This is a genomic window from Neisseria sp. P0001.S005, assembly GCF_051963715.1.
In genome coordinates, this window is the sequence record NZ_JBQCTZ010000039.1 from 1 (window position 1) to 23,861 (window position 23,861).

Genomic DNA, 23,861 nt, shown 5'->3' on the forward strand with positions numbered 1-23,861 from the left:
CAAATCTCAATCCTGAAGGCGTAATTTACACTCGCCCTGCTAACATTTTCCATGTTGTTTTTGATATTTTTTAACGAGCCAAAAATAATCCAACTATTTGTTTATATAGAATTTAAAATAAAAATCCTATCACTAGCCAAACTATACTTCAAATGAAAAGGGGTATGTCCGGCATACCCCTTTTCCCTTTTTTCAGACGGCCTCAACCTAGTTTTTTAAAACAGTTTGGAAACCAAAAACAACTAGAAATAATGGCAGACCAATCCGCAAAACCACGCCAAACCGATGCGGTTGTTGGCTAAAAACGTTTGGAAACACAACTGGCGGTCGCGCGTACGGATGGCGGCATACTGCTGATACTGCCAATAAACGGTTACCGGCAATACCAGCCAATAAGGCCAAGTTGCACCGATTTTGATACCCAATACCGCCATCAATACGGTAAACCAAAAATGGCAAAGCATAGAGGCGGTAATATCGTGATGGCCAAATGTGATTGCCGAAGTTTTAATGCCGATTTTCAAATCGTCTTCTTTGTCCGCCATGGCATAAATCGTGTCGTAAGCCAGCGTCCATAAGGCATTGGCGGTAAACATCAACCACGCTTCGGGAGGCACTCGGCCTTGCACGGCGGCAAAGGCCATGGGAATGCCGAACGAAAATGCCAGTCCTAAATAAAACTGCGGCAACGGGAAAAAGCGTTTGGTAAAGGGATATGTGATGGCCAGAAATAAGGCCGGAAGGCTCATCAGCCAAGTAAAGCGGTTGAGCGGCACCAAGCATAAAGCCGCCATCAGACACAGCATGACGGTCAAAAGCAGCGCTTCGGTTTTGGAAACCAAACCTTTGGCAAACGGGCGGTTTTTGGTGCGCTCTACTGCGCCGTCAAAATTGCGGTCGGCAAAGTCATTCACCACGCAACCTGCGCTGCGCATCAGAAATGTACCTGCGGTAAAGGCAATAAAAATATCCGCGTCAGGAACGCCTTTAGACGCAATCCACAATGCCCAATAAGTCGGCCACAGCAAAAGCAGTGTGCCAATGGGTTTGTCGACGCGCATCAGCTTGGCGTATATCACCATCCGTCCGACAGCGTAACGCGGTAGAAATTGTAGGAAAAAGCGCCGTATGTTCATTGATGTAATGTGTCGTTGTTTATGTGTCGATTCGGAAGGAAAGGCTTTTTTAGAGCCTTAGCTCTTATTATAATTTATTGCCGTCTGAAATTAAACAGATCTTAACAATTTAATTTATTGTATTATAACAGAATTATGACAAACATCGGTGATTGGTTTTATTTTCAGACGGCCTTAGCGGTATAAATCTATTAATTTCAATAAGAAATATTCTGTTAATTCCAATGTTTCGCCGTTCCAATCGAAATACGAACGGCGCGCGGTAACAGGCCGTCTGAAAGATGGATGGTCGGAATCTTCAAAACGAAGAAACTCAAAATCCGAACGTTTCAACGGCAATGTACCGTCAAACAGGCGCTCGCCCAAAGGCTGCGTTCCGCAATCCAATAATTCTGTCCATAGACGGCTATCCGGCCGGCACGCGCTTCTGGCTTGTATCACTGTTTCGCCGTCCAGTTTGAGCAAAACATCGCGCACAAAGATTTCATCGCTATTGTCCGCCCCCTTCGTCAAACCCAAATACACAGGCTCGACTGAAAAATCCTTACCAGAAGCGCGTAAAGCGGCGGTTAGCGAAGAAACTGTCAGCAGATGTCCGACCTTAGACGACAAAAGGCTTGAAGCTTCGGCATGTGAACAAAGCGTGCCATGCGGTATATCAAGCTCCATCTGACACCTCTGTCTTGGCCAACTCCTGCCATTTGGCTTCGGGAAATTCATCTTTCAGACTGCCTTTAAGATATTCCAAAGTATCGCCGGAAACAGTTTCATCTTTGCTGTCGTGAATATGGTTGAAAATCAGGCTGTGCAACTGGATGCCGTATTGTTTGAGCACGGCGAAACTGAGCAGGGTGTGGTTGATGCTGCCGAGCCGTCCGCTGGTAACGAGAATGACGGGATAACCTTGCTGACAAATATAATCAATGGTTAACAGATTTTCCGTCAGCGGCACCATCAATCCTCCCGCGCCTTCAACCAAGACGATTTCGTATTGCGTCGCTAACTCTTGAGTAGCGGTACGGATTTTGTCCAAGTCCAAAGCCCTGCCGTCAAGACGGGCGGCGAGATGAGGCGAAGCGGGATAGCTGAAGATTTCGGGCATGGTCAGCCGCTGTTTGTCGGCTTCCTGCATGGGTATGCCCATGATTTTGCGGTGGACGGCGATGTCATCGGCGATGTTTTGGCAACCGGTTTGCACGGGCTTTTGCGTGATCACGCTTTTGCCCTGCTGCAACAATTGTTTTGCCAATACGCCGGTGGCGACGGTTTTGCCGATGTCCGTGTCTATGCCGCTGACGAAGTAAACGCCTTTCATTTGCTGTGTTCCTTCAAGATTCGTACGGTTTTGTCGGCAAGTTCGGTCAAGAGGTCGTCTGAAATGATGTAAGGCGGCATGAGGTACACCAGCCTGCCGAATGGGCGCACCCAAATTCCCTGCGCCACGCAATCCGCTTGAAAACGCGCCATATCCACGCCTTTTTCCAACTCAATCACCCCAATAGCACCCAAAACGCGCACGTCTTTCACGCCGCGAATGTCCCATGCGGTTTTCAGACGACCTTTCAGGATGCTTTCAATGCGGCGGATATTTGCCTGCCAATCTTGGGACAAAAGCAGCTTGACCGAAGCGCAGGCAACGGCACACGCCAGCGGGTTCGCCATAAACGTCGGGCCGTGCATAAACACGCCCGCTTCGCCGCGCGAAATCGTTTCGGTGACTTTTTGCGAAGTGATTGCCGCCGCCAGCGTCATATAGCCGCCGCTCAAGCCCTTGCCGATACACATAATATCCGGCACGACCTCCGCGTGCTCGCAGGCAAACATCTTGCCCGTGCGCCCGAATCCGGTGGCGATTTCGTCAAAAATCAACACGATATCAAATTCGTCGCACAAATCGCGCAATCCGCGAAGATACTGCGGATGATAAAAATACATGCCGCCCGCGCCCTGCACGACCGGTTCCAAAATAAAGGCGGCAACATCCGCATGATGCGCTTCAAACAAGGCGCGGGCAGGCTGCAAATCCGCCCCGTCCCATTCATCGTCGAAACGGCTTTTCGGATTATCGACAAAATAACGCTGCGGCAGGGCGCTGCCGAAAATATGGTGCATCCCCGTTTCCGGATCGCAGACGGACATCGCGTTCCAAGTATCGCCGTGATACCCGCGCCGCACCGTCGCAATATTCTGCTTCGCGGTCAAACCCCGCGCCTGCTGGTATTGCACCGCCATTTTCAGCGCGACTTCCACCGAAACCGACCCCGAATCCGCATAAAAAATACGGTCCAGACCCTGAGGCAAAATCCCGACCAACAACTTGCCCAATTCCACCGCAGGTTCATGCGTCAAACCGCCGAACATCACATGAGACATTTGCTTAATCTGCGCCTCAACCGCCTGATTTAAAAAAGGATGATTGTAGCCGTGTATCGCACACCACCAAGACGACATCCCGTCAATCAGCCGCGTGCCGTCCGCCAATTCAATATGCACGCCCTCCGCACGGCGCACCGGATAAACAGGCAACGGGTCGGTCATGGATGTATAGGGATGAAGCAAATGGGCGCGGTCAAAATCGAGCAGGGAGGAATGTTCAGACATGTTGAAAACAATGGTTTGATCAGTTTCATTATTATATAACATATTTTCTATTTCAGACGGCACGTCTTCCGTACTGCATCAACGCCAATCCGCCCACTGCCGCCAAACAGCCGGCAACCAAGGAAACATGCAATGCTTCGCCCAAAAACCAAGCGGAACACAAAATGCCGAATACCGGCACCAAAGTAATGTACGCTGCCGCGCTGCCTGCGCCCAAAGTCTTCACGCCTTCAAAATACCACGCATAGCTCAAGACCGTTGCCCCGACAGACAAGCCAATCAAAGCAAACCAGCCCCTGCCGTCCATTTCAGCAAGCATGCCAAATGGCAGGCCGTCTGAAATCAACGCAGGCGGCAACAACATCATTGCACCCAGCCAAGCAGTAGCCACAGTGACCGTCAGCGCATCAATCCCCCGCAACACCGCCCTGCCTATCATCGTATAAGTAACCAAGCAACAAAGGCTGCAAAATACCAGCACTTCGCCCCACCCTATGCCGCTACCCGACAAAAATGCCGCAATCTCGCCATGAGTGACCGCCCATATCGAGCCTGCCACTGCCAACAACATACCCGACACAATCTTGCCGTTGAGTTTCTCACCAAACAACAAAGCCGCAAAAAACATCGTCAGCACAGGATTGAACGTGACCAATACCGTCGCCCTTGAAGCAGGAATCCGCTGCAAACCCAGCATAGACAATACGGTAAAACCAAATACGCCGAATGCCGCTGCCAATGCCAATCCAAGCCATTGTTTGCGCGATACAACCGCCAAAGTACGCAACCGATACCGTGCAAACAGCCAGCCCAAAAGCAAGATTGCCGCCGTCAAAAAGCGCAGCATACCGCCCGTTAAAGGCGGCAGAGCTTGTCCCAGCATCCGCCCCATCGGCCAAGATGCGCCCCAAAACGCCGCCATGCCCAATAGTTTTAGATGGATTGCTAAATGTTTCATGGTGATGGATAACTTGAATAATTGGTTTAGAAAGCGTACAAGATCGGTTTGGAAGGATAAATTTCCTTAGCCGCCGACACTTGATAGAGTTTGCGCGGATAAAATACTACGCTGAATCATTATGGAAACAAAGGCCGTCTGAAAGACTGAAATCCAGCTTTTTCAGACGGCCTTTACTGCTCAATCAATAAGGCTTACAACTCAATGCCTTTGAGTTTCGCCACGGTATTAATGTCTTTGTCGCCGCGGCCGGACAGGTTGACCAAAATCACTTGATCTTTGCTCATTTTCGGCGCATTTTTCACCGCCCAAGCAACGGCATGGCTGGATTCCAGCGCAGGAATAATGCCCTCGAAACGGCAGAGCAAGTCAAAGGCTTCGAGTGCTTCATCGTCTTTGGCAACGGTATATTCCACGCGGTTGATATCGTTCAAATGGCTGTGTTCCGGGCCGATGCCTGGGTAGTCCAAGCCTGCGGAAACAGAGTGCGTACCCAAGACTTGGCCGTTTTCGTCCTGCATCAGGTAGCTGCGGAAACCGTGCAATACACCGATGGGGGCTTTGCTGGTAATCGGCGCGGCGTGGTCTGGCGTATCCACACCCAAACCGCCGGCTTCTACGCCGACCAAGCGCACGTTTTCTTCTTCGATATAAGGGTAGAACAAACCGATGGCGTTGGAGCCGCCTCCCACGCAGGCAACGGCAACATCAGGTTGGCGGCCGATGGCTTCCAACATTTGTTCTTTGGCTTCATTGCCGATCACGCATTGGAAATCGCGTACCATTTCCGGATACGGCGCAGGACCGGCGGCGGTGCCGATAATGTAGAACGTATCGTCCACACGTGCCACCCATTCACGCATGGCTTCGTTCATCGCGTCTTTCAGCGTGCGGCTGCCGCTGTCCACGCTGACCACGTTCGCACCCAATAATTTCATGCGGAACACGTTGGGCATTTGACGTTGGATATCGTCCGCACCCATGTACACGTCGCAAGTCATGCCGAAGCGTGCGGCGACGGTGGCGGAAGCCACGCCGTGCTGACCCGCGCCGGTCTCGGCAATCACGCGTTTTTTGCCCATGCGGCGGGCGAGCAATGCCTGACCGATGGTGTTGTTCACTTTGTGCGCGCCGGTGTGGTTCAAATCTTCACGCTTCAGCCAGATTTGTGCGCCGCCCAAATGCTCGGACAACCGCGCGGCATGGTAAACAGGGCTGGGTCGGCCGACATAGTGTTTCAAATCATGGCGGAACTCTTCCCAAAATGAAGGATCTTCTTTCGCTGCTTTATAGGCCTCTGCCAATTCTTGCAATGCCGGAATCAGGGTTTCGGAAACGTACAGGCCGCCGTGTTCGCCGAAAAAGCCGTTCTCGTCGGGAGCGTAATAATTTTTCATGGGATTTTTCCTTGTTCGTTTTATGGTTCCAGACGGCCTGATTCAGTACAAGGCCGTCTGAAAGTAAAATTGTCAGCAATTATAGCCGTTTTCCATTCATCTTGTCGGCAACTAATTGAATAATAATATCAGTAGACAAAATAGAAACAACAGCGTACAGCTCGATGTTGCAACTAATGCCGTACCCAACGGCGGCGCAATATATTTTTCTTTGTTTTTGTTTCTCAGGCATAGTTTTAATACCAACATCCCCAGCCACAGCGCCAGCAACCACCAACCCAGAAAGTTAAACACAAGCAAAGCAATAATCAACTCATTGGTATTTATAGTGCTTACGTTCAAAAATATCCAATTAAGGCCGTTAACAGACATAATGACTGCAGAAATTTGTATCACATACAAAAGCGTTCCGCCCAACAATACCTTGATATGCCATTGTTTGGCCTTCAGCCACACTGAGACGACATTAAAAAGCCACCACAAAGCCATAAACACCATTAAAGAAATGTCATAACGGTCCATCGTCCTACTCCTGAAAAACAGTCAATCCAGCCATTTCAAAAAAAGCCCGATACGCCGCCGCTTTTTTCTCCAAACTCAAAGGATAGGCACGCGAAGTCGAAGGCAGGCGCGTCAGGGTCAACTCACGTCCCGCATAGGGGAACGGCACTGTTTCACCCGTCTTCGGCATTTTCATACCGCTGCCTTGAATCTCCAACAAAACTTCGGTTGCCTTGCCGCCGGTGGTGCAAAGATGGCGGCACTCGGGCATTTGCGCCAATACTGCTGCCAAATCGACGGTTTCTATCACTTTTAAAAACTTATCCGAAGCATTGCCATGTTCGCGTATTGCCTTCAATACGGTCGGACAGGATGCAATCCCTTTCTCACTTAAAAACGCTTTGATTTTATCGGCATCAAACGCTTTTTCGCCCTGCTTTTGAAAATGCGCCGTATCGCCGAAAAACACCAGCCCATACACACGCCACATATCGTTTTGAAAATTCGGATAATGAAACTGCATCGCGTGTTTTTCTTCTTTAGGCGGAAACGTCCCCATCATCATGACCGTTGCCTGCGGCGGCAACAAGGCTGCGAAGGGGTGGGACTCAACGATTGGCTCTTGCATATCTGTATTCCGGTTGTTTTTCATTCAAACAAATTTTCAGACGGCCTTTACTGCTTGAATAAACGCCGCCATTTTCTCCCTGCTCTTAATCCCGCCGGAGATTTCCACGCCGCCGGACACATCCACCGCCGCCGCGCCACTGATTTTTACCGCTTCAGCAACGTTTTCCGCCGTCAATCCGCCGGCAAGTATCCACGGTTTGCCGATATTGCCATGCAACATGGTCCAGTCGAAACTTTGTCCCGTACCGCCGTATTCGGTCGGATGATAAGCATCAAACAGCAAAGCGCGGGCATTCGGAAATTTGGCACAGGCCGTCTGAATATCGGCAGCGGACTGTACGCGCACAGCCTTCAAATACGGGCGGTCAAACCGACGGCAAAAATCATCGTCTTCATCGCCGTGAAACTGAATCACATCTATCGGCACCTGACGCAAAATCTCGCGGATGGTTTGCTCGTTTTCATTCACAAACAAGGCCACCACCGATACAAACGGCGGCAGGTTTTTCACAACCGCCTGCGCCTGCTCAATACTCACTGCCCGTTTACTCTTGGCGTAAAACACCAGCCCGATGGCATCCGCGCTCAATTCGGCAGCGGCCAGCGCGTCTTCAGGTCGGGTAATGCCGCAAATTTTGGTGCGTATGGTGTTCATGGGGATTGCCTTTTTAAACAGATAGGTCGGATATTATATAAGTTTAAGGCCGTCTGAACATGAAATATCAGGTTCAGACGGCCTTAAACTTTAAAATAAACATCAGCCGATAATTACTCATAACTTTGTGATTATTACCCTATTTTTAAACTGCCTATTTTTTCATCAAAATTAATTTATTCTTTATTATCAAATATCAAACCAAACTATCCACAATTGGATTCACACAAAATTTGGATAATGCCCGTTAATAAAAAATATTAAGGCCGTCTGAAAAATCTTTCAGACGACCTTTGATCCTTTTTACTCAAACGGTTTCTTCTGCCAATAAAACTTATCCTTTTTCAGACGGCCTTGAAATATATCGCCCTGTCCCAAAGCAAACACCAACGCGCCTGACAAATCCGTTCTCAACAAAGTAATGCCGTGCGCACGGACACGATTTTGTACGGCAATGGTCGGATGTTTGTAGGCATTGGCATAGCCGCTGGATGCCACGGCATATTGCGGCGAAACCGTATGCAAAAAGCTGCCCGACGAAGCCGTGCTGCTGCCGTGATGTCCCAATATCAACACTTGGCTATACAGCGCATTGCCGTATTTCTCAATCAAACCGGCCTCGCCCTTCACGCCCAAATCTCCGGTTATCAACAAGGCTTTGCCGTTTGCCACGACACGCAATACGCAGCTTTGGTCGTTATCTTCCTTGCCGGAGTTTTCAGACGGCCTGAGCAACTCGAAATCTACGCCGTCCCATTGCCATTTGTCTTCTTGGCAAAACTCTGCATTCGGATAAAACTCAGGTTGTCCGGCAAGCAACTTATCGGTACCGACAGCCGCTATACTTTGAAAACCACCGTCATGGTCAATATCATGGTGCGACAAAATCAGGCTGTCCAAACGGCGCACACCCATAGCGTTCAAACTCGGCACAATACCTGTTTGTGCCACTTGTTCCGTTCCCGTATCAAACAAAAGATTGCGGTTACGCGTTTGTATCAATACCGACAAACCTTGCCCTGCATCCATCACGGTAACTCTTGCCACTCCCTCCTCCAACTTGGCAGGATGATAAAACACAAAACCCAATAAAACCAGACATGCCCAAGGTTTTAAGCCCATTCCTTTAGGCAGCAATAACAGCAAAGCCGCCATTATCGCCAACACCAGCAAAGGCACAGGCGCTGCTGCGACGGCAAATTCAGGCGATACCGTAGCCAGCCATACCAAACCGCGTAAAGTATATTCCGCCAAAAATGCCGCTACCAACTGAACAAGTTCAAACGGGAAAACCGAACTCAGCAAAGCCAACGGCGTCAACACCCAAGAAAACCAAGGAATAGCCAGCGCATTAACCAACGGACTGAGCAAAGGTAACGAAGCAAACAAATAGCCTAGCAATACCACCGACAATACAGTTGCCGCCCATTGCCCCCGTACAGCCAAACGCCAACCCGACTCTTTCAGACGGCCTGATGAAGCCCAAATCAAAGCAGCAACCAAACCGAAAGACAGCCAAGTTCCCACGCCCAATACAGCCAACGGATCCAACAACAAAACAACAGCCAAAGCCTGCCACCACGCCGTCCAGCCCGAGCCGCCACTGCCACGCCACCATGCCCATGCAAACGCAGCCAACATCAACACACTGCGTTGCGTCGGCACAGAAAAACCGGCCAAAAGCGCATAAAGTAAAGCACCGGCAACACCGCCGGCCAATACCCACACACGCGGTTTCGCCGGAATCCACGGCAAATAACGGAAAATTCGCTTAATCAGCCAAGCAAACAATACCGCCACCATCGTCACATGCAAACCCGAAATACTGACCAAGTGTGTCAGTCCCAAAGGACGGAATGCCTGCCACAAAGGCGGCCGCAATGCCGACTGCTCGCCAATACTCAAAGCACGCATCAGCCCTATGCCGTCTGAAAACTCAAGATATTTTCCCCCTGTTCTCTGCCAACTCCGGCTGACCGCATCACGCATATCAGCCAAACCGAAACCGCCACCTTGCCGCACGAGTTTCCTGTCGCGCCCCAAAGTACCCATGCCATCGATACCATTGGCCAAAGCCCATGTTTCACGGTTCAAACCGCGCACATTCACTTCACCGATCACCGGCTTTACCCGCACCGGTACAGACCACCTGCTGCCCACCGCCCAATCACGCCGCTGATAATCCGACAACATCAAATCAAAAGCCTGCCCACGATCATCCCAAGCCCTTGCCGCAAACTGCACGCGCCGACCATCATCACGCGGCATATCCGCCACTTCAACCGTCAAAACTTTAGCCACCGCTTCCCCCAAAGGCCATTGACCAGCCAAAACCAGCCCGGTCCGCCACACTCCAAACGCCATGCCCATGCAGACGGCCAGCACCAACCAAGCCACAGCAAATCTTCGACACAACGCAAGCGTAACAATGATTACAGACAACCAAATCCACCATGACGGCACAAACGGCAACGCAAATGAAAGCACTACCCCCACCACCCAAGCAGGCAACACAAACCGCCACACCATGAACGTTTTCCCTTAAATTATGATTATTAGATATGTAATAATAAATGCTTTTAGTAGATTATGACAAACGCCAACCTGCATTAGCAGATAAAAGATAGGTTCAAATCATTTCAAAATCGATAGACGCAAAAAAGCGCAATCCGAAACAGATTGCGCTTTTTTATAAACTGGCACGCCCACGGGGAATCGAACCCCGGTTACCGCCGTGAAAGGGCGATGTCCTAACCGCTAGACGATGGGCGCTGAGATTTTCTGTGGCGCACCCGGAGCGATTCGAACGCCCGACCCTCTGGTTCGTAGCCAGATACTCTATCCAACTGAGCTACGGGTGCATCAAGAAAGATTTGAATTATAAAGAGAGGGCTATTTACTGTCAAGCGTTTTATTTGGAAAACTTACAGACAGCGTGTAAAATGCGCACTTGCTATTGAATTTACAGAGAATAAAATGTCAGATTTCGCACGCTGGCCGCTCTTATCCGAAGCATTTTCCCGTTTGGGACGGCCTGTGGTCGTGGTGGATTTGGAGACGACTGGTGGAAATTTCTATCAAGACAGGATAACGGAAGTCGCCCTTGTTCGTTTTGAGCAAGGACGCGCCACACATTACGAGCAATTGGTCAATCCTTGCCGCAGCATTCCCGAATTTGTTGCCAGACTGACCGGAATTCATGATGAAACGGTGAAAAACGCGCCCGTCTTTGCCGATATTGCAGCCGATTTGTTGCCGCTATTGCAAGGTGCAGTGGTTGTTGCCCACAACAGCCGCTTTGACTATACCTTCCTACGCCACGAGTTTGCCCGTATCCATACTGACTTTGCCGCACCCTCCCTCTGTACGGTTCAACTGTCGCGCCGCCTGTATCCTGAGTTTTACAAACACAGTCTCGACAGTATTATCGAACGCACCGGCATTCAGACGGCCAACCGCCACCGCGCTATGACCGATGTTGCCGCATTGTGTGATTATCTCGAATTAAGTCTGGCAGAAAAAAATCATCAACAATGGGACGAACACGTCCGTGTATTGATGAATCCGAAAATGTTGCCCATTTGGTTGCCTGATTCGCTTGCCCAACAGCTCTATGCCCTGCCCGACAGTTACGGCGTATTGGTTTGGCTTGACCATTTCGGCAAAGCCCAAGCCATTGAAGCACACGAACGCGCATACAGTGAAACCGCCACCCTGCTGCACAGCAAAAAACTGCCACCGTACATCAAAGCCGCAGCCTCTATCCGTTTTATTCCGGCAGTCGGACAGCTCCATACATTATGGCTCAAAGCCCAGACCATGCAGGAATACCAACTGATGCCGTCTGAAAAGTCCACATCGTTTTCTACCGTCCGCTTTATCGCTGACGAACACGGCAGCCTTCAAGCACGCATTGTCTTGTTAAACAGCGGCACCAGCAACTGGCGTCCTTACGGTTTGTTTGCCCACAAAAAAGCAGCCAAACGTGCTTTGACGCAATGGTCGCAAGAACACAAACTCTGCCCAGATTCTCTCAATATTTTGCCGACCAGCTACGCAAAAGGCGAACCCTGCCCTGTCGAGGCCGTCGGAAAATGCAATGGCAACTGCCGCCAGCCAAACGGTATCAAACATCAAAACCAACGCATTACCGAGCTTGCCGCCCTACTCCCCGTAACAGATTGGGGCAAAGCGCACGAAATTGAAATTACCGAAACCGACCCCCTGACCGGAAACAGCATCACCCTGCTCTGCGCCGGCGGCGCGTTGGCATTGCCTGATGGAAGCTGGTATTTCGACAGCAACCTGCCTCTGGTGATTAAAAACAAATTCAGGCAAGACAAAGAAAATATCCGTTTGATTGCTTAAAACAAGGCCGTCTGAAAACCAAATTTTCAGACGGCCTATTGTGAATAACTTGCCGCTTTATTCTCAAAACAAAACTGCCTAAATTTTAATCAGAACTTATTTTTATAATAGCAATCAAATACTAAACCGATTTATACACAAGCTGTTCACACAATTTTCAATGAAAGCTGTGTATACCCAGCCCAACGAGTAAACCATGAACAACCCTGAAATCATCTTCTTTGACATCGACGACACCCTCTACCGCAAATACACGGATACCCTGCGTCCTTCGGTTGCCCAAGCCATGCACGCATTGAAAGCCAAAGGCATTTTGACTGCCATTGCCACCGGCCGTCCGGAAGCCGCCATGCCTGCCAAAGTCAAAGCCTTGATTCAAGAATGTAGTATCGACATGCTCGTTACCATCAACGGCCAATATATTTCCTTTCGCGGTGAACCCCTGCAAAGTTACCCCTTGGACATTGCCGACATCGAAACCGCCATCAACCTGCTTGAACAACACAAAATAGACTACGCATTCGTCAACAACCAAGAAATTGCCGTTTCCTCCCATTCTCCGCGCGTTGTCGAAAGCTTATCACATATCCTGCCCAACTTCCTGACGGACAAAGAATATTTCCGTAAACAGCCTGTTTATCAAATGTTGGTCTTTGTGGACAAGGAAGAAGAAAAAATCCTGCAACCGCTGACCCAGCAACACGGCTTCAAAACCACCCGCTGGCATGAATATGCCGTGGACCTGCTACGCAAAGAAGGTTCAAAAGCACGCGGCATCGCCCATGCAGTGGAAAAACTGGGCATTGATATGAGCAAAGTAATGGCATTCGGCGACAGCTTCAACGACTTGGAAATGCTGTCAACCGTCGGCTTTGGTGTTGCCATGGGCAATGGCGAAGAAGCAGCCAAAGCGGTCGCACAATTCGTCTGTCCAAGTGTTGATGAAGACGGCGTATTGCGCGGCTTGCAAGAATTAGGCGTCATTTAAATTATCAAATCAAAAGGCCGTCTGAACATTTTCAGACGGCCTTGTTCTATCTACAAACTTTCTGCTTACTTCGGCAATACCAAAAAGCTAATCAGCAATTCTTTAAATACGAATCCAAACACACCCAAGCCCAAAACCAAGAAGAGCATGGCGATGCCGAATTTGCCGGCTTTGGATTCTTTACCCAAGTTCCAAACGATAAAGCCCAAAAAGATAATCAGGCCGCTCAGTAGGATTTTCATTGCCCATGAGGCGAATTCTGCTTCAGTCATATTCTTTCCTTGTATGATTCAGATGTGTGTTCATAAACTTCAGACGGCCTTATCGCAACAGGCCGTCTGAAATATCTTTTTTAAACTTATTTGTTCAAGACTTGCTTCAAATCTTCAATCAAATCGTCAACGTATTCCAAGCCGACAGACAGGCGCACCAATCCCGGGCGGATATTGGCGGCAAGTTTTTCTTCAGGCTGCATACGGCCGTGAGTCGTTGTCCACGGGTGGGTGATGGTTGAGCGCACGTCGCCGAGGTTGGCAGTACGGGAAAAGAGTTCTACGCCGTCCACGATTTTCCATGCGGCTTCCTGATCGGCGACTTCAAAACCGATGACGATGCCGCCGCCGTTTTGCTGTTTACGGATCAGTTCGGCTTGCGGATGGTCGGGCAATCCGGTGTAGTACACGGCTTGAACCTGCGGCTGTTGTTGCAGCCATTGGGCGATTTTTAACGCATTATCGTATTGTTTTTCCATACGCAGCGACAGGGTTTCCACGCCGCTCAACAGCTGCCATGCGTTAAACGGAGATATCGCCAAACCGCAAGAGTTGCAATATACGGCAACTTGCGTCATCAATTCTTCCGAACCGGCCAACACACCGCCCATCACGCGACCGTGTCCGTCAATCGCTTTGGTTGCAGAAGACACGGAAATATCCGCACCGTGTTTCAAAGGCTGCGAACCGACGGGCGACAAGAGGCTGTTGTCTACCACCAAAAGCGCGCCGATGCTGTGGGCCAGTTCGGCCAAAGCTTCCAAGTCGGCCACTTCGCCCAAAGGGTTGGACGGGGTTTCCAAGAAAAACAGTTTGGTATTGGGCTTGATTGCCGCTTTCCATTCGTCTACATCAACCGGCGATACATGGCTGACCTCGATGCCGAACTTAGTTACGATGTTATTGATAAAACCGACAGTCGTACCAAACAGACTACGACTGGAAATAACATGATCACCGGCTTTCAAGAAAGTAAAAAACGCTGCTTGAATCGCGGACATACCGGTCGAAGTGGCCACCGCGCGCTCTGCGCCCTCCAATGCGGCAATGCGTTTTTCAAAGGCAGCAGTAGTCGGATTGGCCGTACGGGTATAAGTAAAACCTTTGATTTTTTTAGAAAACAAATCAGCCGCATGTTGGGCGTTTTCCCACATGAAGCTGCTGGTCAAAAACAGAGCCTGATTGTGTTCATAATATTCGGTTTGCTCTTTGCCACTGCGGATGGCAAGCGTTTGAGGATGAAGTTTTTTGCTCATTTTTTTCAATCTACCGTATGTTTCGATGGGCGCAGTAAACAATACGCCTGTTTAATTTGTTAACATTTTGCGCTTATTCCTGTCATCTTTCAAGCAGGAGGCCGTCTGAACGGTTATTGATAAACCTGTCCGCCGTGCTTCAGCCAACCGTCTTCATGACGGCCTGCCGGATCATGATGCGTCCAATGGATAACGCCGCCCTGCTCCGACCATTCATATTCGCCGTAAAACGCTACTTTATCACCTTTTTTCAAGCCTTTGATTTTATCGGCCAAATCGATATTATGCGCCACCAAAAGCGTTTGACCGCTGGAAAGCTTCAAGATAAAGCGTTGATGGCGCGTGCCTTTGTTGTCATCCGGCAGGGTTTTCCATACCGTGCCATCGCCCTCAACCTGAATATCGCTTTGCTCGTTTTCAAACGCCTGTTTCAAAACCGCTTCGGCTGATTCTTTGCCCGAACCGATTTGCTGCTGAGCCGTATCGGCATTCTTTTTGCCCGCATTATTTTGTTTTTGAACAGCTTCTATTTTCTGCTGATTCTGCGATTGTACCGGCTGCTTGTTTTGCATTTTGTTATAGGCAAATACGGCAACCAAAGCAATCAGCAATACAATGATTTTATTTTTATTCATAACAATCTCAAAAAAAAAATGCCCGATTCTGCATCGGGCATATCAACTATTTAGAAAGGATATTTATCACGAAAACGTGAGCCGCTATTATACACGCTTCGTAAAATTTTAAGGGAAATTTACGCCAAAGGCCGTCTGAAACTTTTCAGACGGCCAGGATACTCAACGGCGGTATTTCATTTCAGTCTTCATATCGTCCAAAATGCGTTTGACGTTGTGTTCCAATACATCCTCCACCAAGCCCGGCGCCTGCTCGTTCAGCATTTGCTGCAACTGGTAAGTGAACAAGGCCATTTGTTTTTGCACGGCAATCCGAATCATGCCGTTGACCGCATCGGCCACATGGGGGCGCAAACGCTTAATCAGACGCTCGGTCAAATCTTTTTCAGAAACGCAGAATACCTCCCGACGGCCGATCGCTTGCGGGTTCAATACATTGATATGGACATTGATGGCCGGTTCTTGTTCAAGGCCGTCTGAAACCGCCTCTTCATCCGCTTCCGCATCATCATTTTCCGGTTTTTCAGTTTCTTCCACTTCAGGCACATCAAAATCTACGGCACCTGATTTCGGATTCAGTCTGACGGTGCGGGTTGATTCGATATGACGCTCTGAAGCCGCGGCCTGCAATGCCGATTGCGCGCTCAACCAGTTGTCCTGCAAAACTACCATCGCATCGGTTTCCACTGCTTCGCCCTCGTCGGCAAGGGCAGTATTGTGTTCCAGCTGCCAACGGTACAAATACTCTTCCAATACTTTTTCACGATTGTCAGCATCCAACTTATATTCTTTTTTAGGTGCGGTTTTGGGCGCAGCTTCGACAGCTTCGTCCGATTTTTTGACCAATGGTGCATGAGTCGGCGCAGTATTAAATTGTCGTGCCTGACGCAATCTTTCCAGGCGTTTTTCCCAATTCAGGTCTTCTTCCTCGAGGGCTGTGGGGTCAAGACGGTTGTTTTCCATAATAATCTCGTTTTTTCATTTTTATTGTGAACCGCATTCAAACCTAAAATCACTTGAAATACGGCCGATGGTTGGACATATCCGGCAAGCCGGTGCAAGCGTCACATTTTAATATTAATTCGCTATATAATCACTATTTTATTTAATACCCAAGGATACATCATGAGCAGCATCGAACAACGCCTCGAATATTTGGAAGAGGCCAACGACGCTTTGCGTATGCAAAACCACGTCCTCGCCACCGCACTCAAAGGCCTTATCCGCTCCCTGCCCTCCGACATGGCCAACGATGCCGTAGAATCCATCCAGCTTGCCTTTGAAGACGCGTTGGCGGAATTAAGCTATGAAGACAGTCCGCACACCGACCTCTTCCATGACGTAACCTACGCATTTTTCCGAGAAAAAGACCACTAATTTCAGCTAGTTTGTTCACAAAATTATGCTAAACTAAGACTTTATCCGTTAACATTTTATTAAGAAAGCACATATCATGAACATGAAAAAATGGCTGGCCACTGCCCTCGCTTGTTCCGCCCTTGCCCTGACTGCCTGCGGCGGTCAAAGCAACAATGCCTCTGCTCCTGCCGATAAAGTGTACCGTGTCGGCTCCAATGCCGAGTTTGCCCCATTTGAATCTTTGGATTCTGCAGGCAAAGTGGAAGGTTTTGACGTTGACTTGATGAACGCCATGGCTAAAGCCGGCAACTTCAAAGTCGAATTCAAACACCAGCCATGGGAAAGCCTCTTCCCTTCTCTGAACAACGGCGACGTCGACATCGTTATGTCCGGCGTAACCATCACTGACGACCGCAAACAAAGCATGCTCTTCAGCGATCCATACTTTGAAATCACCCAAGTTGTCCTCGTTCCAAAAGGCAAAAAAGTGACCTCTTCCGAAGACCTGAAAAACATGGCCAAAGTCGGCGTGGTAACCGGCTACACCGGCGACTTCTCCGTTTCCAAACTCTTGGGCAACGACAATCCGAAAATCGCCCGCTTTGAAAGCGTTCCCCTGATTATTAAAGAATTGGAAAACGGCGGTCTGGATTCCGTAGTCAGCGACAGCGCAGTCATTGCCAACTATGTGAAAAACAACCCGACTAAAGGCTTGGATTTCATCTCCCTGCCTGACTTCACCATCGAAAACTACGGCATCGCTGCACGCAAAGGCGACGAAGCAACCATCAAAATGTTGAACGATGCGCTGAAAAAAGTACGCGAAAGTGGCGAATACGACAAAATTTACGCCAAATACTTTGCTAAAGAAGGCGAAAAAGCCGAAGCAGCCAAATAATTCCGGTATGACTTCTTAAACTCAAGGCCGTCTGAAAACTTTTCAGACGGCCTTTAATCTGGTTAACGCCATTAAACGCAAGCACCCCCTATAATCCGCTTGTTTTTATCTTTCAAATGAAAGACACACCATGATCAAACCCATCATCCTCAGCCTCGCTGCCGCAACCGCTTTGGCCGCCTGCTCCGCTTCAGAAAAACAAGAATCTCCTAACGTCGGCGTGGCCAATCCGGCTTCTGAATTCTGCGTCAAACAAGGCGGCAAATCCGAAATCAAAAAAGACAAAGACGGTGGCGAATACGGTGTGTGCCACTTGCCTGACGGTACTGTTGTCGAAGAATGGGAATATTTCCGTCAACACAACAAATAATTGTTCAATCATAAAAAAAGGCCGTCTGAACCCAAGTTTCAGACGGCATTTTCTTTTAAACAGCGATTATTTTACTTCCAGTTTGGTCACGCCGCCCATATACGGTTGCAACGCAGCAGGAACATTAATACTGCCGTCGGCATTTTGATGGTTTTCCAATACTGCCACCAAAGTACGGCCGACCGCCAAGCCTGAGCCGTTCAAAGTATGCACCAAACGGTTTTTACCGTTTTCATCTTTGAAACGCGCTTTCATGCGACGTGCTTGGAAATCTTCGCAGTTGGAGCAGCTGGAAATTTCGCGGTAGGTATTTTGCGCAGGAACCCAAACTTCCAAGTCGTAGGTTTTGGTTGCGCCAAAGCCCATGTCGCCGGTACACAAAGTGATCACGCGGTATGGCAGTTCCAACGCTTTCAAAATATTTTCAGCGTGTCCGACCATTTCTTCCAGCGCTTCGTATGATTTTTCCGGATGAACGATTTGCACCATTTCCACTTTGTCGAATTGGTGCTGGCGAATCAGGCCGCGCACGTCTTTGCCGTATGCGCCCGCTTCGGAGCGGAAACATGGGGAATGCGCAGTTAATTTCAACGGCAAATCGCTGCCTGCCACGATGCTGTCGGCAACGGTATTGGTCAGCGTCACTTCTGCGGTCGGAATCAGATATTGCGTTTTCTTACTCTCATCACCGCCGCGGGTAACGTGGAACAAATCTTCTGCAAATTTAGGCAGTTGGCCCGTACCTTGCAGGGTCAGATCGTCCACGATGTAAGGCGTGTAATGTTCGGTATAGCCGTGTTTCAGCGTGTGCGTATCCAGCATGAACTGAGCCAAAGCGCGATGCAGACGGGCGATTTGGCCTTTCATCACGGTAAAGCGCGCGCCGGACAGCTTCGCACCGCCTTCAAAATCCAAGCCCAAAGGCTCGCCCAAATCAACATGGTCTTTGATTTCAAAGTCAAATTCGCGCGGCGTGCCGACTTTGCGGACTTCAACGTTTTCAGTTTCATCTTTACCGGCAGGTACGCTTTCATGCGGTAAGTTTGGAATGGTCAACAACCATGCGTCCAATTCTTTCTGAACGGCATCCAAATCAGCGGCCGCCTGCTCCAAATCCACTTTGATTTGAGCAACCTGATCCATTGCAGCTTGAGCCTCTTCGTGTTTGCCCTGTCCTTTCAACGCACCGATTTGTTTGGAAATACTGTTGCGTGAAGCCTGCAACTCTTCTGTTTTCACTTGAACGGCTTTGCGTTGTTCTTCCAAAGCGTTGAAACGCGCGGTATCAAACTCGTAACCGCGGGTGGCCAAACGTTCGGCAACTGCGGCGGTATTGCTGCGGAGCAATTGGATGTCTAACATTGTTTTCTCTCGTTAAGATTCAGAATGGCATTATTGTAAACCAATTTAAAGATATTTTCACAGCGACAGGCCGTCTGAAAACAAAAAACGCCCCTGCAAAAAGCAGGAGCGTTTTTTAAGAATTTTGGCACGCCCACGGGGATTCGAACCCCGGTTGCCGCCGTGAAAGGGCAGTGTCCTAGGCCTCTAGACGATGGGCGCGTAACCGAAGCGCGAACTATACAGAAACCCTTTTCTTCTGTCAACGCCTTTACTGCATTTTTAAAGATACTGCCGATTTCCGTATGTTATTTTCCCTGTATAATGCCGGTTTTAATAAAAAGGAAAACTCGCCATGTGGTTTAAGCAAATCAGTTTTTATCCGCTCAACAAAGACAAATTGCCCGAATTGGAAGTTCTTGCCGACAAATTGGCGCAATCCGAATTTGCCCATTGTCAGGGTTTGGACTGGTTTAGCGAAGGCTTTGCCACGCCGGTTTCCTTTTCGCCCGAGCTGGTTTTCCCTGCCGATTACACTTGGCGCGTTGCTCTGAAAAAAGAAGAAAAAGTCCTGCCTGCCGGCGTCATCCGCGATATTTTGGATGAAAAGGTTTTGGAAATCCAAAACAACGAAGCGCGCAATGTCGGCCGTAAGGAAAAACAAGAGCTGAAAGAACAGATTACTGACGACCTTCTACCCCGTGCCTTTACGCGCAGCAGCCGCACACAGGCGATTTTCGACACACGCCACGGTTATCTTTTGGTCAACAATGCCGCATCTGCCAAAGCGGAAAATATCCTGACCAAACTGCGCGAAGCCTTGGGCGGTTTGGAAGCAGCACTGCCCAACACCAAACAATCGCCCTCCTCCCTGATGACCAGCTGGCTGCTGCAAGGTCACTGCGAAGGCGGTTTTGAATTGGACTGCGATTGCGAACTCAAAGGCGTGGGTGATGTTGTTCCGGTCGTCAAAGTTTCCAAACAAGACCTAACTGCCGATGAAGTGGTACAACACGTCAAAAACGGCAAAACCGTTACCCAACTGGGCTTGGTATGGCGCGAACAAATTGCGTTCATCCTTACCCAAGACTTTACGCTCAAACGCATCCAGTATCTGGACGTTTTGCAAGAAGAAGCCGAAAGCAACGGCGACGATGCCGCCAGCCTCGCCTTTGCCTCGCAAATCCTGATGACCGAAGCCATCAGCACCATGTTGGAAGAACTGGTTTCTTATTTGGGCGGCTGGCAAGAATAATTTTTCAGACGGCCTTTTGATTGGGAAATATCAAAGGCCGTCTGAAATATAAATAGAAGTATCAGAAAGGATGTCATGATGTTGGGCGCAGTCATTGGCGATATTGCCGGATCACGATTCGAGTTTGACAACTACCGTCATACCGATTTTGACATTTTCAGCCCCGACAGCGACTTTACCGATGACACGATTTGCACTGTTGCCATTTCCGATTGGGTTTTACAAGGTTGTAACGATAATTTGGCCTCTATTTTGCAAGGCTGGTGTAGGGCATATCCCTGTCCGAAAGGCGCATATGGCGGCCGCTTCTCACAATGGATAGAATGGAAAGATCCAGAACCTTATAATAGCTGGGGCAACGGCTCGGCCATGCGTGTTTCTGCCGTTGGTTGGGCATTTGCCACATTGGAAGAAACCCTGCATTTTGCCGAACAATCCGCCATCGTGACGCACAACCACCCAGAAGGCATTAAAGGTGCGCAAGCCGTAGCCGCCGCCATCTTTTGGGCGCGTACCGGTATAGGCAAAGCGCAAATCAAAGAAAACATTACACGACAATTCGGCTACGACTTGAGCCAAAGTTGCGACCAAATCCGCCCGTATTATCATTTCAACGAAAGCTGTCAGGAAACCGTACCTCAAGCGATTACCGCCTTTCTTGAAAGCGATGATTTTGAACATGCCATCCGACTGGCAGTTTCCCTGGGTGGAGACAGTGACACCTTGGCAGCCATTACCGGCAGTATTGCCGAAGCCTACCATGGTATCCCTACCGCCATGCGCGAACACGCTTTAGCCATATTGCCACGCCGTATTGCTGAAACCCTGCTGACTTTTGAATCCCAATATCAGGCCGTCTGAAACCGCCTGCAAAAAGGAATGAATGATGAAATACCTCGCCCTACTCCCTATCGCCTTCATGCTGGGTACGCCTGCCATTGCCGAAACCATCAATCCTTATCAGGAAAAAGGTTGCGCTTATGATGGCGATGTCGGCAAAGACGGCAAACCGTCTGGTAAAGGTACATGGAAATGCCAAGACGGCCGCAGTTATGTCGGCACATTTAAAAACGGCAAATTTGACGGCAAAGGCGCATATACCGTTTCCGGCAACCGCGAAACCTTTATCGAACCTTTCTCCTCCAATAGCGCCAAATTGCGCAATATGACACTGGAAGGCATGTTCAAAAAAGGCAAGGCGCACGGAAACTTTACCGCTTCTCAAAACGGCACACCCGTCTTCATCATGAAATGCGAAGACGGTATGATTAAAGAAGTCAAACTGCCTAAAAAATCTGCTTCAAAAGCCAAATAAATACCCTTTCAGACGGCCTTATCCATATTTCAGGCCGTCTGAAACATCAATTAACAAGCCTGCCTAAAGGCTGTTGTGTTGATTTTAAAGAATTTCCAAACAACCCTCACCCCAGGACAACCACCATGAGCATTAAATCCGACAAATGGATACGCCGCATGGCCGAAGAACACGGCATGATTGAGCCGTTCGAGCCCAACCAAATCAAAGAGGCCAACGGCCAACGCATCATTTCCTACGGCACATCCAGCTACGGCTACGACATCCGCTGTGCCAATGAATTTAAAATCTTCACCAATATCAACAGCACCATCGTTGACCCGAAAAACTTCGACCCGAAAAACTTCGTTACCGTCGAAGACGACTGCTGCATCATTCCGCCCAACTCCTTTGCACTGGCGCGCACAGTCGAATATTTCCGCATCCCGCGCAACGTCCTGACCGTCTGCTTAGGCAAGTCCACTTACGCTCGCTGCGGCATTATCGTCAACGTTACCCCGTTCGAGCCCGAGTGGGAAGGCTACGTTACGCTTGAGTTTTCCAACACCACCCCCTTGCCTGCCAAAATTTATGCAGGCGAAGGCGTGGCCCAAGTCTTGTTCTTTGAAAGCGATGAAGTCTGCGAAACTTCATACAAAGACCGCAACGGCAAATACATGGGTCAAACCGGTGTTACCCTGCCTAAGACTTAATATACAAAATGATAAAAGGCCGTCTGAAGTTTCAGACGGCCTTTTATCATTTCATTTAGAAACGGCGTTTCAGCTTGCAAGCCTGCAAGATATGAACGGCGAGTTCTTCCACAGATTTATCCGTTGTATTGGTAAACGGCACTCCGTGGCGTTTGAACATATTTTGCGCATCAGCAATCTCGCTGCGGCAAGTATCGATTTTGGCATAGGTCGAATTAGGACGGCGCTCCTGACGGATAGCCTGCAGACGCTCAGGCTGAATGGTCAAGCCGAACAGCTTATCTTTATAAGGTTTGACCATACGCGGCAAATCGGTTGATTCCAAGTCATCGGGAATCAATGGATAGTTTGCGGCGCGGATACCGTATTGCAGAGCCAGATAGAGACAGGTTGGCGTTTTACCCGAACGGGACACACCCATCAAAATCACATCCGCTTCCTGCAGGTTTTTATCGCTGACACCGTCATCATGGTTGAGCGAGAAGTTCACTGCTTCCATACGCGCATCGTAACGCTTGGTATTGCCGATACTATGATGGCCTCGTTCGGCAATCGTTGCTTCAACATTCAATTCTTTTTCCAGCAAACCCAAGAACGTTTCAAAGAAATCAATATGGAATGCATTGGATTTTTTGATGATTTCACGGATTGCATCATTTACCACGCTGACAAAAGCAATCGGACGATCGCCAAACTGTTCGGCTGTCTTATTGACCTCATCCACTACGGCCAACGCTTTTTCAGACGTATCGATAAATGGATAAACATGGCGCTTGAACTCGACATTGCCGAATTGGTTCAACAGGGCTTCACCGATATTTTCGGCGGTCAGACCGGTGCGGTCGGAAATATAGAAGACTTGGCGTGGAGCTGTCATAGTGAATCCTTCTGAGGGTAACATTTCAGACGGCAATCATAGCAGTTACAGCCTTTGCAATAAAGCGATTCCCGGTAGATTACACAGGATTACAACAAATTTGAACAAATTTTAAATTAGAATAAAATTTTATTTTTTTAGATTTATTGGAATTATATTCCACATTTGCAAAATAAATTTCGATTCTTAAATTTATTAACTTATTTTGTTTTCCATATTTAACAAGAAGATAACACGTAAAAACATGAATCTGATATTCACATTTCAGAGGGCTACACGTCTGAAAAGCACAATATCACAGACGAATTTGTGATTTTTAAAAAGATAAAACACATGACAGCCATCAAACGAATGGCT

General features: G+C 48.9%; 25 protein-coding genes and 3 tRNA genes. 9 read left to right on the forward strand and 19 right to left on the reverse strand.

Features of this window, described 5'->3' with window-relative positions:
• Positions 1-242 precede the first annotated feature (242 nt).
• The 12 genes from ubiA to ACTHSP_RS07355 all read right to left on the reverse strand — a co-directional run bounded on the left by ubiA (position 243) and on the right by ACTHSP_RS07355 (position 10,739).
• Entirely contained in the window at positions 243-1,082 is an 840-nt protein-coding gene (ubiA, locus tag ACTHSP_RS07300) for a 4-hydroxybenzoate octaprenyltransferase (protein ID WP_371464513.1), read from the reverse strand.
• Positions 1,083-1,310: 228 nt separating this feature from the next.
• The gene (locus ACTHSP_RS07305) at positions 1,311-1,805 is read right to left on the reverse strand and encodes a chorismate--pyruvate lyase family protein (protein ID WP_049351427.1); all 495 of its coding nucleotides are present in this window, start codon (positions 1,803-1,805) and stop codon (positions 1,311-1,313) included.
• Positions 1,795-2,451, reverse strand: a complete 657-nt coding sequence (gene bioD, locus ACTHSP_RS07310) for a dethiobiotin synthase (RefSeq protein ID WP_049351426.1) — start codon at positions 2,449-2,451, stop codon at positions 1,795-1,797. The genes ACTHSP_RS07305 and bioD overlap by 11 nt, the downstream gene beginning before the upstream one ends.
• Complete coding sequence (gene bioA, locus ACTHSP_RS07315) at positions 2,448-3,737, reverse strand: adenosylmethionine--8-amino-7-oxononanoate transaminase (RefSeq protein ID WP_440345885.1); 1,290 nt, start codon at positions 3,735-3,737, stop codon at positions 2,448-2,450. Before bioA ends, bioD begins: the two co-directional genes overlap by 4 nt.
• A 52-nt stretch (positions 3,738-3,789) precedes the next feature.
• Positions 3,790-4,695: a DMT family transporter gene (locus ACTHSP_RS07320; RefSeq protein WP_440345886.1), complete on the reverse strand. Its 906-nt coding sequence runs from the start codon at positions 4,693-4,695 to the stop codon at positions 3,790-3,792.
• 194 nt (positions 4,696-4,889) lie between these two features.
• On the reverse strand, positions 4,890-6,092 hold the full coding sequence (gene trpB / locus ACTHSP_RS07325) for a tryptophan synthase subunit beta (RefSeq protein WP_049328500.1): 1,203 nt from the start codon (positions 6,090-6,092) through the stop codon (positions 4,890-4,892).
• Between the two features lie 111 nt (positions 6,093-6,203).
• Entirely contained in the window at positions 6,204-6,614 is a 411-nt protein-coding gene (locus ACTHSP_RS07330) for a hypothetical protein (protein ID WP_049351424.1), read from the reverse strand.
• A gap of 4 nt (positions 6,615-6,618) precedes the next feature.
• Complete coding sequence (locus ACTHSP_RS07335) at positions 6,619-7,221, reverse strand: DNA glycosylase (protein ID WP_440345887.1); 603 nt, start codon at positions 7,219-7,221, stop codon at positions 6,619-6,621.
• Positions 7,222-7,257: 36 nt separating this feature from the next.
• On the reverse strand, positions 7,258-7,878 hold the full coding sequence (locus ACTHSP_RS07340) for a phosphoribosylanthranilate isomerase (protein WP_049351423.1): 621 nt from the start codon (positions 7,876-7,878) through the stop codon (positions 7,258-7,260).
• Between the two features lie 303 nt (positions 7,879-8,181).
• Positions 8,182-10,407: a DNA internalization-related competence protein ComEC/Rec2 gene (locus ACTHSP_RS07345; RefSeq protein WP_049351422.1), complete on the reverse strand. Its 2,226-nt coding sequence runs from the start codon at positions 10,405-10,407 to the stop codon at positions 8,182-8,184.
• Between the two features lie 168 nt (positions 10,408-10,575).
• Positions 10,576-10,650: transfer RNA gene (locus ACTHSP_RS07350), tRNA-Glu, on the reverse strand.
• A gap of 12 nt (positions 10,651-10,662) precedes the next feature.
• A tRNA-Arg gene (locus ACTHSP_RS07355) sits at positions 10,663-10,739 on the reverse strand.
• Positions 10,740-10,854: 115 nt separating this feature from the next.
• Here ACTHSP_RS07355 and ACTHSP_RS07360 point away from each other — a divergent pair.
• Complete coding sequence (locus tag ACTHSP_RS07360; protein WP_049352615.1) at positions 10,855-12,246, forward strand: 3'-5' exonuclease family protein; 1,392 nt, start codon at positions 10,855-10,857, stop codon at positions 12,244-12,246.
• 196 nt (positions 12,247-12,442) lie between these two features.
• Positions 12,443-13,234 carry a Cof-type HAD-IIB family hydrolase gene (locus tag ACTHSP_RS07365; RefSeq protein WP_049352613.1) on the forward strand — a complete coding sequence of 264 codons (792 nt, stop codon included), beginning with the start codon at positions 12,443-12,445 and terminating at the stop codon, positions 13,232-13,234.
• A 65-nt stretch (positions 13,235-13,299) separates the two neighbouring features.
• Here the strand turns inward: ACTHSP_RS07365 and ACTHSP_RS07370 are convergent, their stop codons facing one another.
• From ACTHSP_RS07370 to ACTHSP_RS07385, 4 genes are all read right to left on the reverse strand, one after another.
• Positions 13,300-13,506, reverse strand: coding sequence for a DUF2788 domain-containing protein (locus ACTHSP_RS07370; RefSeq protein WP_003680520.1), 207 nt, complete (start codon positions 13,504-13,506; stop codon positions 13,300-13,302).
• Between the two features lie 86 nt (positions 13,507-13,592).
• A complete protein-coding gene (metZ, locus tag ACTHSP_RS07375) occupies positions 13,593-14,762 on the reverse strand; it encodes an O-succinylhomoserine sulfhydrylase (RefSeq protein WP_440345888.1) in 1,170 nt (389 codons plus the stop codon).
• Between the two features lie 113 nt (positions 14,763-14,875).
• Positions 14,876-15,397 carry a DUF3465 domain-containing protein gene (locus ACTHSP_RS07380; RefSeq protein WP_049352609.1) on the reverse strand — a complete coding sequence of 174 codons (522 nt, stop codon included), beginning with the start codon at positions 15,395-15,397 and terminating at the stop codon, positions 14,876-14,878.
• 162 nt (positions 15,398-15,559) lie between these two features.
• Positions 15,560-16,360 (reverse strand): hypothetical protein, encoded by an 801-nt coding sequence (locus ACTHSP_RS07385; protein WP_049352607.1) that lies wholly within the window; start codon positions 16,358-16,360, stop codon positions 15,560-15,562.
• 162 nt (positions 16,361-16,522) lie between these two features.
• Here ACTHSP_RS07385 and ACTHSP_RS07390 point away from each other — a divergent pair, with 162 nt between their 5' ends.
• The 3 genes from ACTHSP_RS07390 (at position 16,523) to ACTHSP_RS07400 (ending at position 18,024) form a co-directional block, all read left to right on the forward strand.
• A complete protein-coding gene (locus ACTHSP_RS07390; protein ID WP_003680526.1) occupies positions 16,523-16,774 on the forward strand; it encodes an NGO1151 family protein in 252 nt (83 codons plus the stop codon).
• A gap of 76 nt (positions 16,775-16,850) precedes the next feature.
• Positions 16,851-17,654: a basic amino acid ABC transporter substrate-binding protein gene (locus tag ACTHSP_RS07395; RefSeq protein ID WP_049352606.1), complete on the forward strand. Its 804-nt coding sequence runs from the start codon at positions 16,851-16,853 to the stop codon at positions 17,652-17,654.
• 130 nt (positions 17,655-17,784) lie between these two features.
• On the forward strand, positions 17,785-18,024 hold the full coding sequence (locus tag ACTHSP_RS07400; RefSeq protein WP_049329150.1) for a putative hemolysin: 240 nt from the start codon (positions 17,785-17,787) through the stop codon (positions 18,022-18,024).
• A 66-nt stretch (positions 18,025-18,090) separates the two neighbouring features.
• On the opposite strand, the gene serS is transcribed toward ACTHSP_RS07400, so the two are convergent.
• Both serS and ACTHSP_RS07410 read right to left on the reverse strand, forming a co-directional pair.
• The gene (gene serS, locus ACTHSP_RS07405; protein WP_049352604.1) at positions 18,091-19,386 is read right to left on the reverse strand and encodes a serine--tRNA ligase; all 1,296 of its coding nucleotides are present in this window, start codon (positions 19,384-19,386) and stop codon (positions 18,091-18,093) included.
• Between the two features lie 125 nt (positions 19,387-19,511).
• A tRNA-Glu gene (locus ACTHSP_RS07410) sits at positions 19,512-19,587 on the reverse strand.
• A gap of 133 nt (positions 19,588-19,720) precedes the next feature.
• Between ACTHSP_RS07410 and ACTHSP_RS07415 the strand changes: the two genes are divergently transcribed.
• The 4 genes from ACTHSP_RS07415 to dcd all read left to right on the forward strand — a co-directional run bounded on the left by ACTHSP_RS07415 (position 19,721) and on the right by dcd (position 22,627).
• Positions 19,721-20,620: a recombination-associated protein RdgC gene (locus ACTHSP_RS07415; protein ID WP_049352603.1), complete on the forward strand. Its 900-nt coding sequence runs from the start codon at positions 19,721-19,723 to the stop codon at positions 20,618-20,620.
• Between the two features lie 78 nt (positions 20,621-20,698).
• Positions 20,699-21,481 carry an ADP-ribosylglycohydrolase family protein gene (locus ACTHSP_RS07420; RefSeq protein ID WP_049352601.1) on the forward strand — a complete coding sequence of 261 codons (783 nt, stop codon included), beginning with the start codon at positions 20,699-20,701 and terminating at the stop codon, positions 21,479-21,481.
• A 22-nt stretch (positions 21,482-21,503) separates the two neighbouring features.
• Positions 21,504-21,935 (forward strand): MORN repeat family protein, encoded by a 432-nt coding sequence (locus ACTHSP_RS07425; RefSeq protein ID WP_049329146.1) that lies wholly within the window; start codon positions 21,504-21,506, stop codon positions 21,933-21,935.
• A 125-nt stretch (positions 21,936-22,060) separates the two neighbouring features.
• Complete coding sequence (gene dcd / locus ACTHSP_RS07430; RefSeq protein ID WP_003680541.1) at positions 22,061-22,627, forward strand: dCTP deaminase; 567 nt, start codon at positions 22,061-22,063, stop codon at positions 22,625-22,627.
• A gap of 55 nt (positions 22,628-22,682) precedes the next feature.
• On the opposite strand, the gene ppsR is transcribed toward dcd, so the two are convergent.
• Positions 22,683-23,504 (reverse strand): posphoenolpyruvate synthetase regulatory kinase/phosphorylase PpsR, encoded by an 822-nt coding sequence (gene ppsR / locus ACTHSP_RS07435; protein WP_049352599.1) that lies wholly within the window; start codon positions 23,502-23,504, stop codon positions 22,683-22,685.
• Positions 23,505-23,861: the final 357 nt, after the last annotated feature.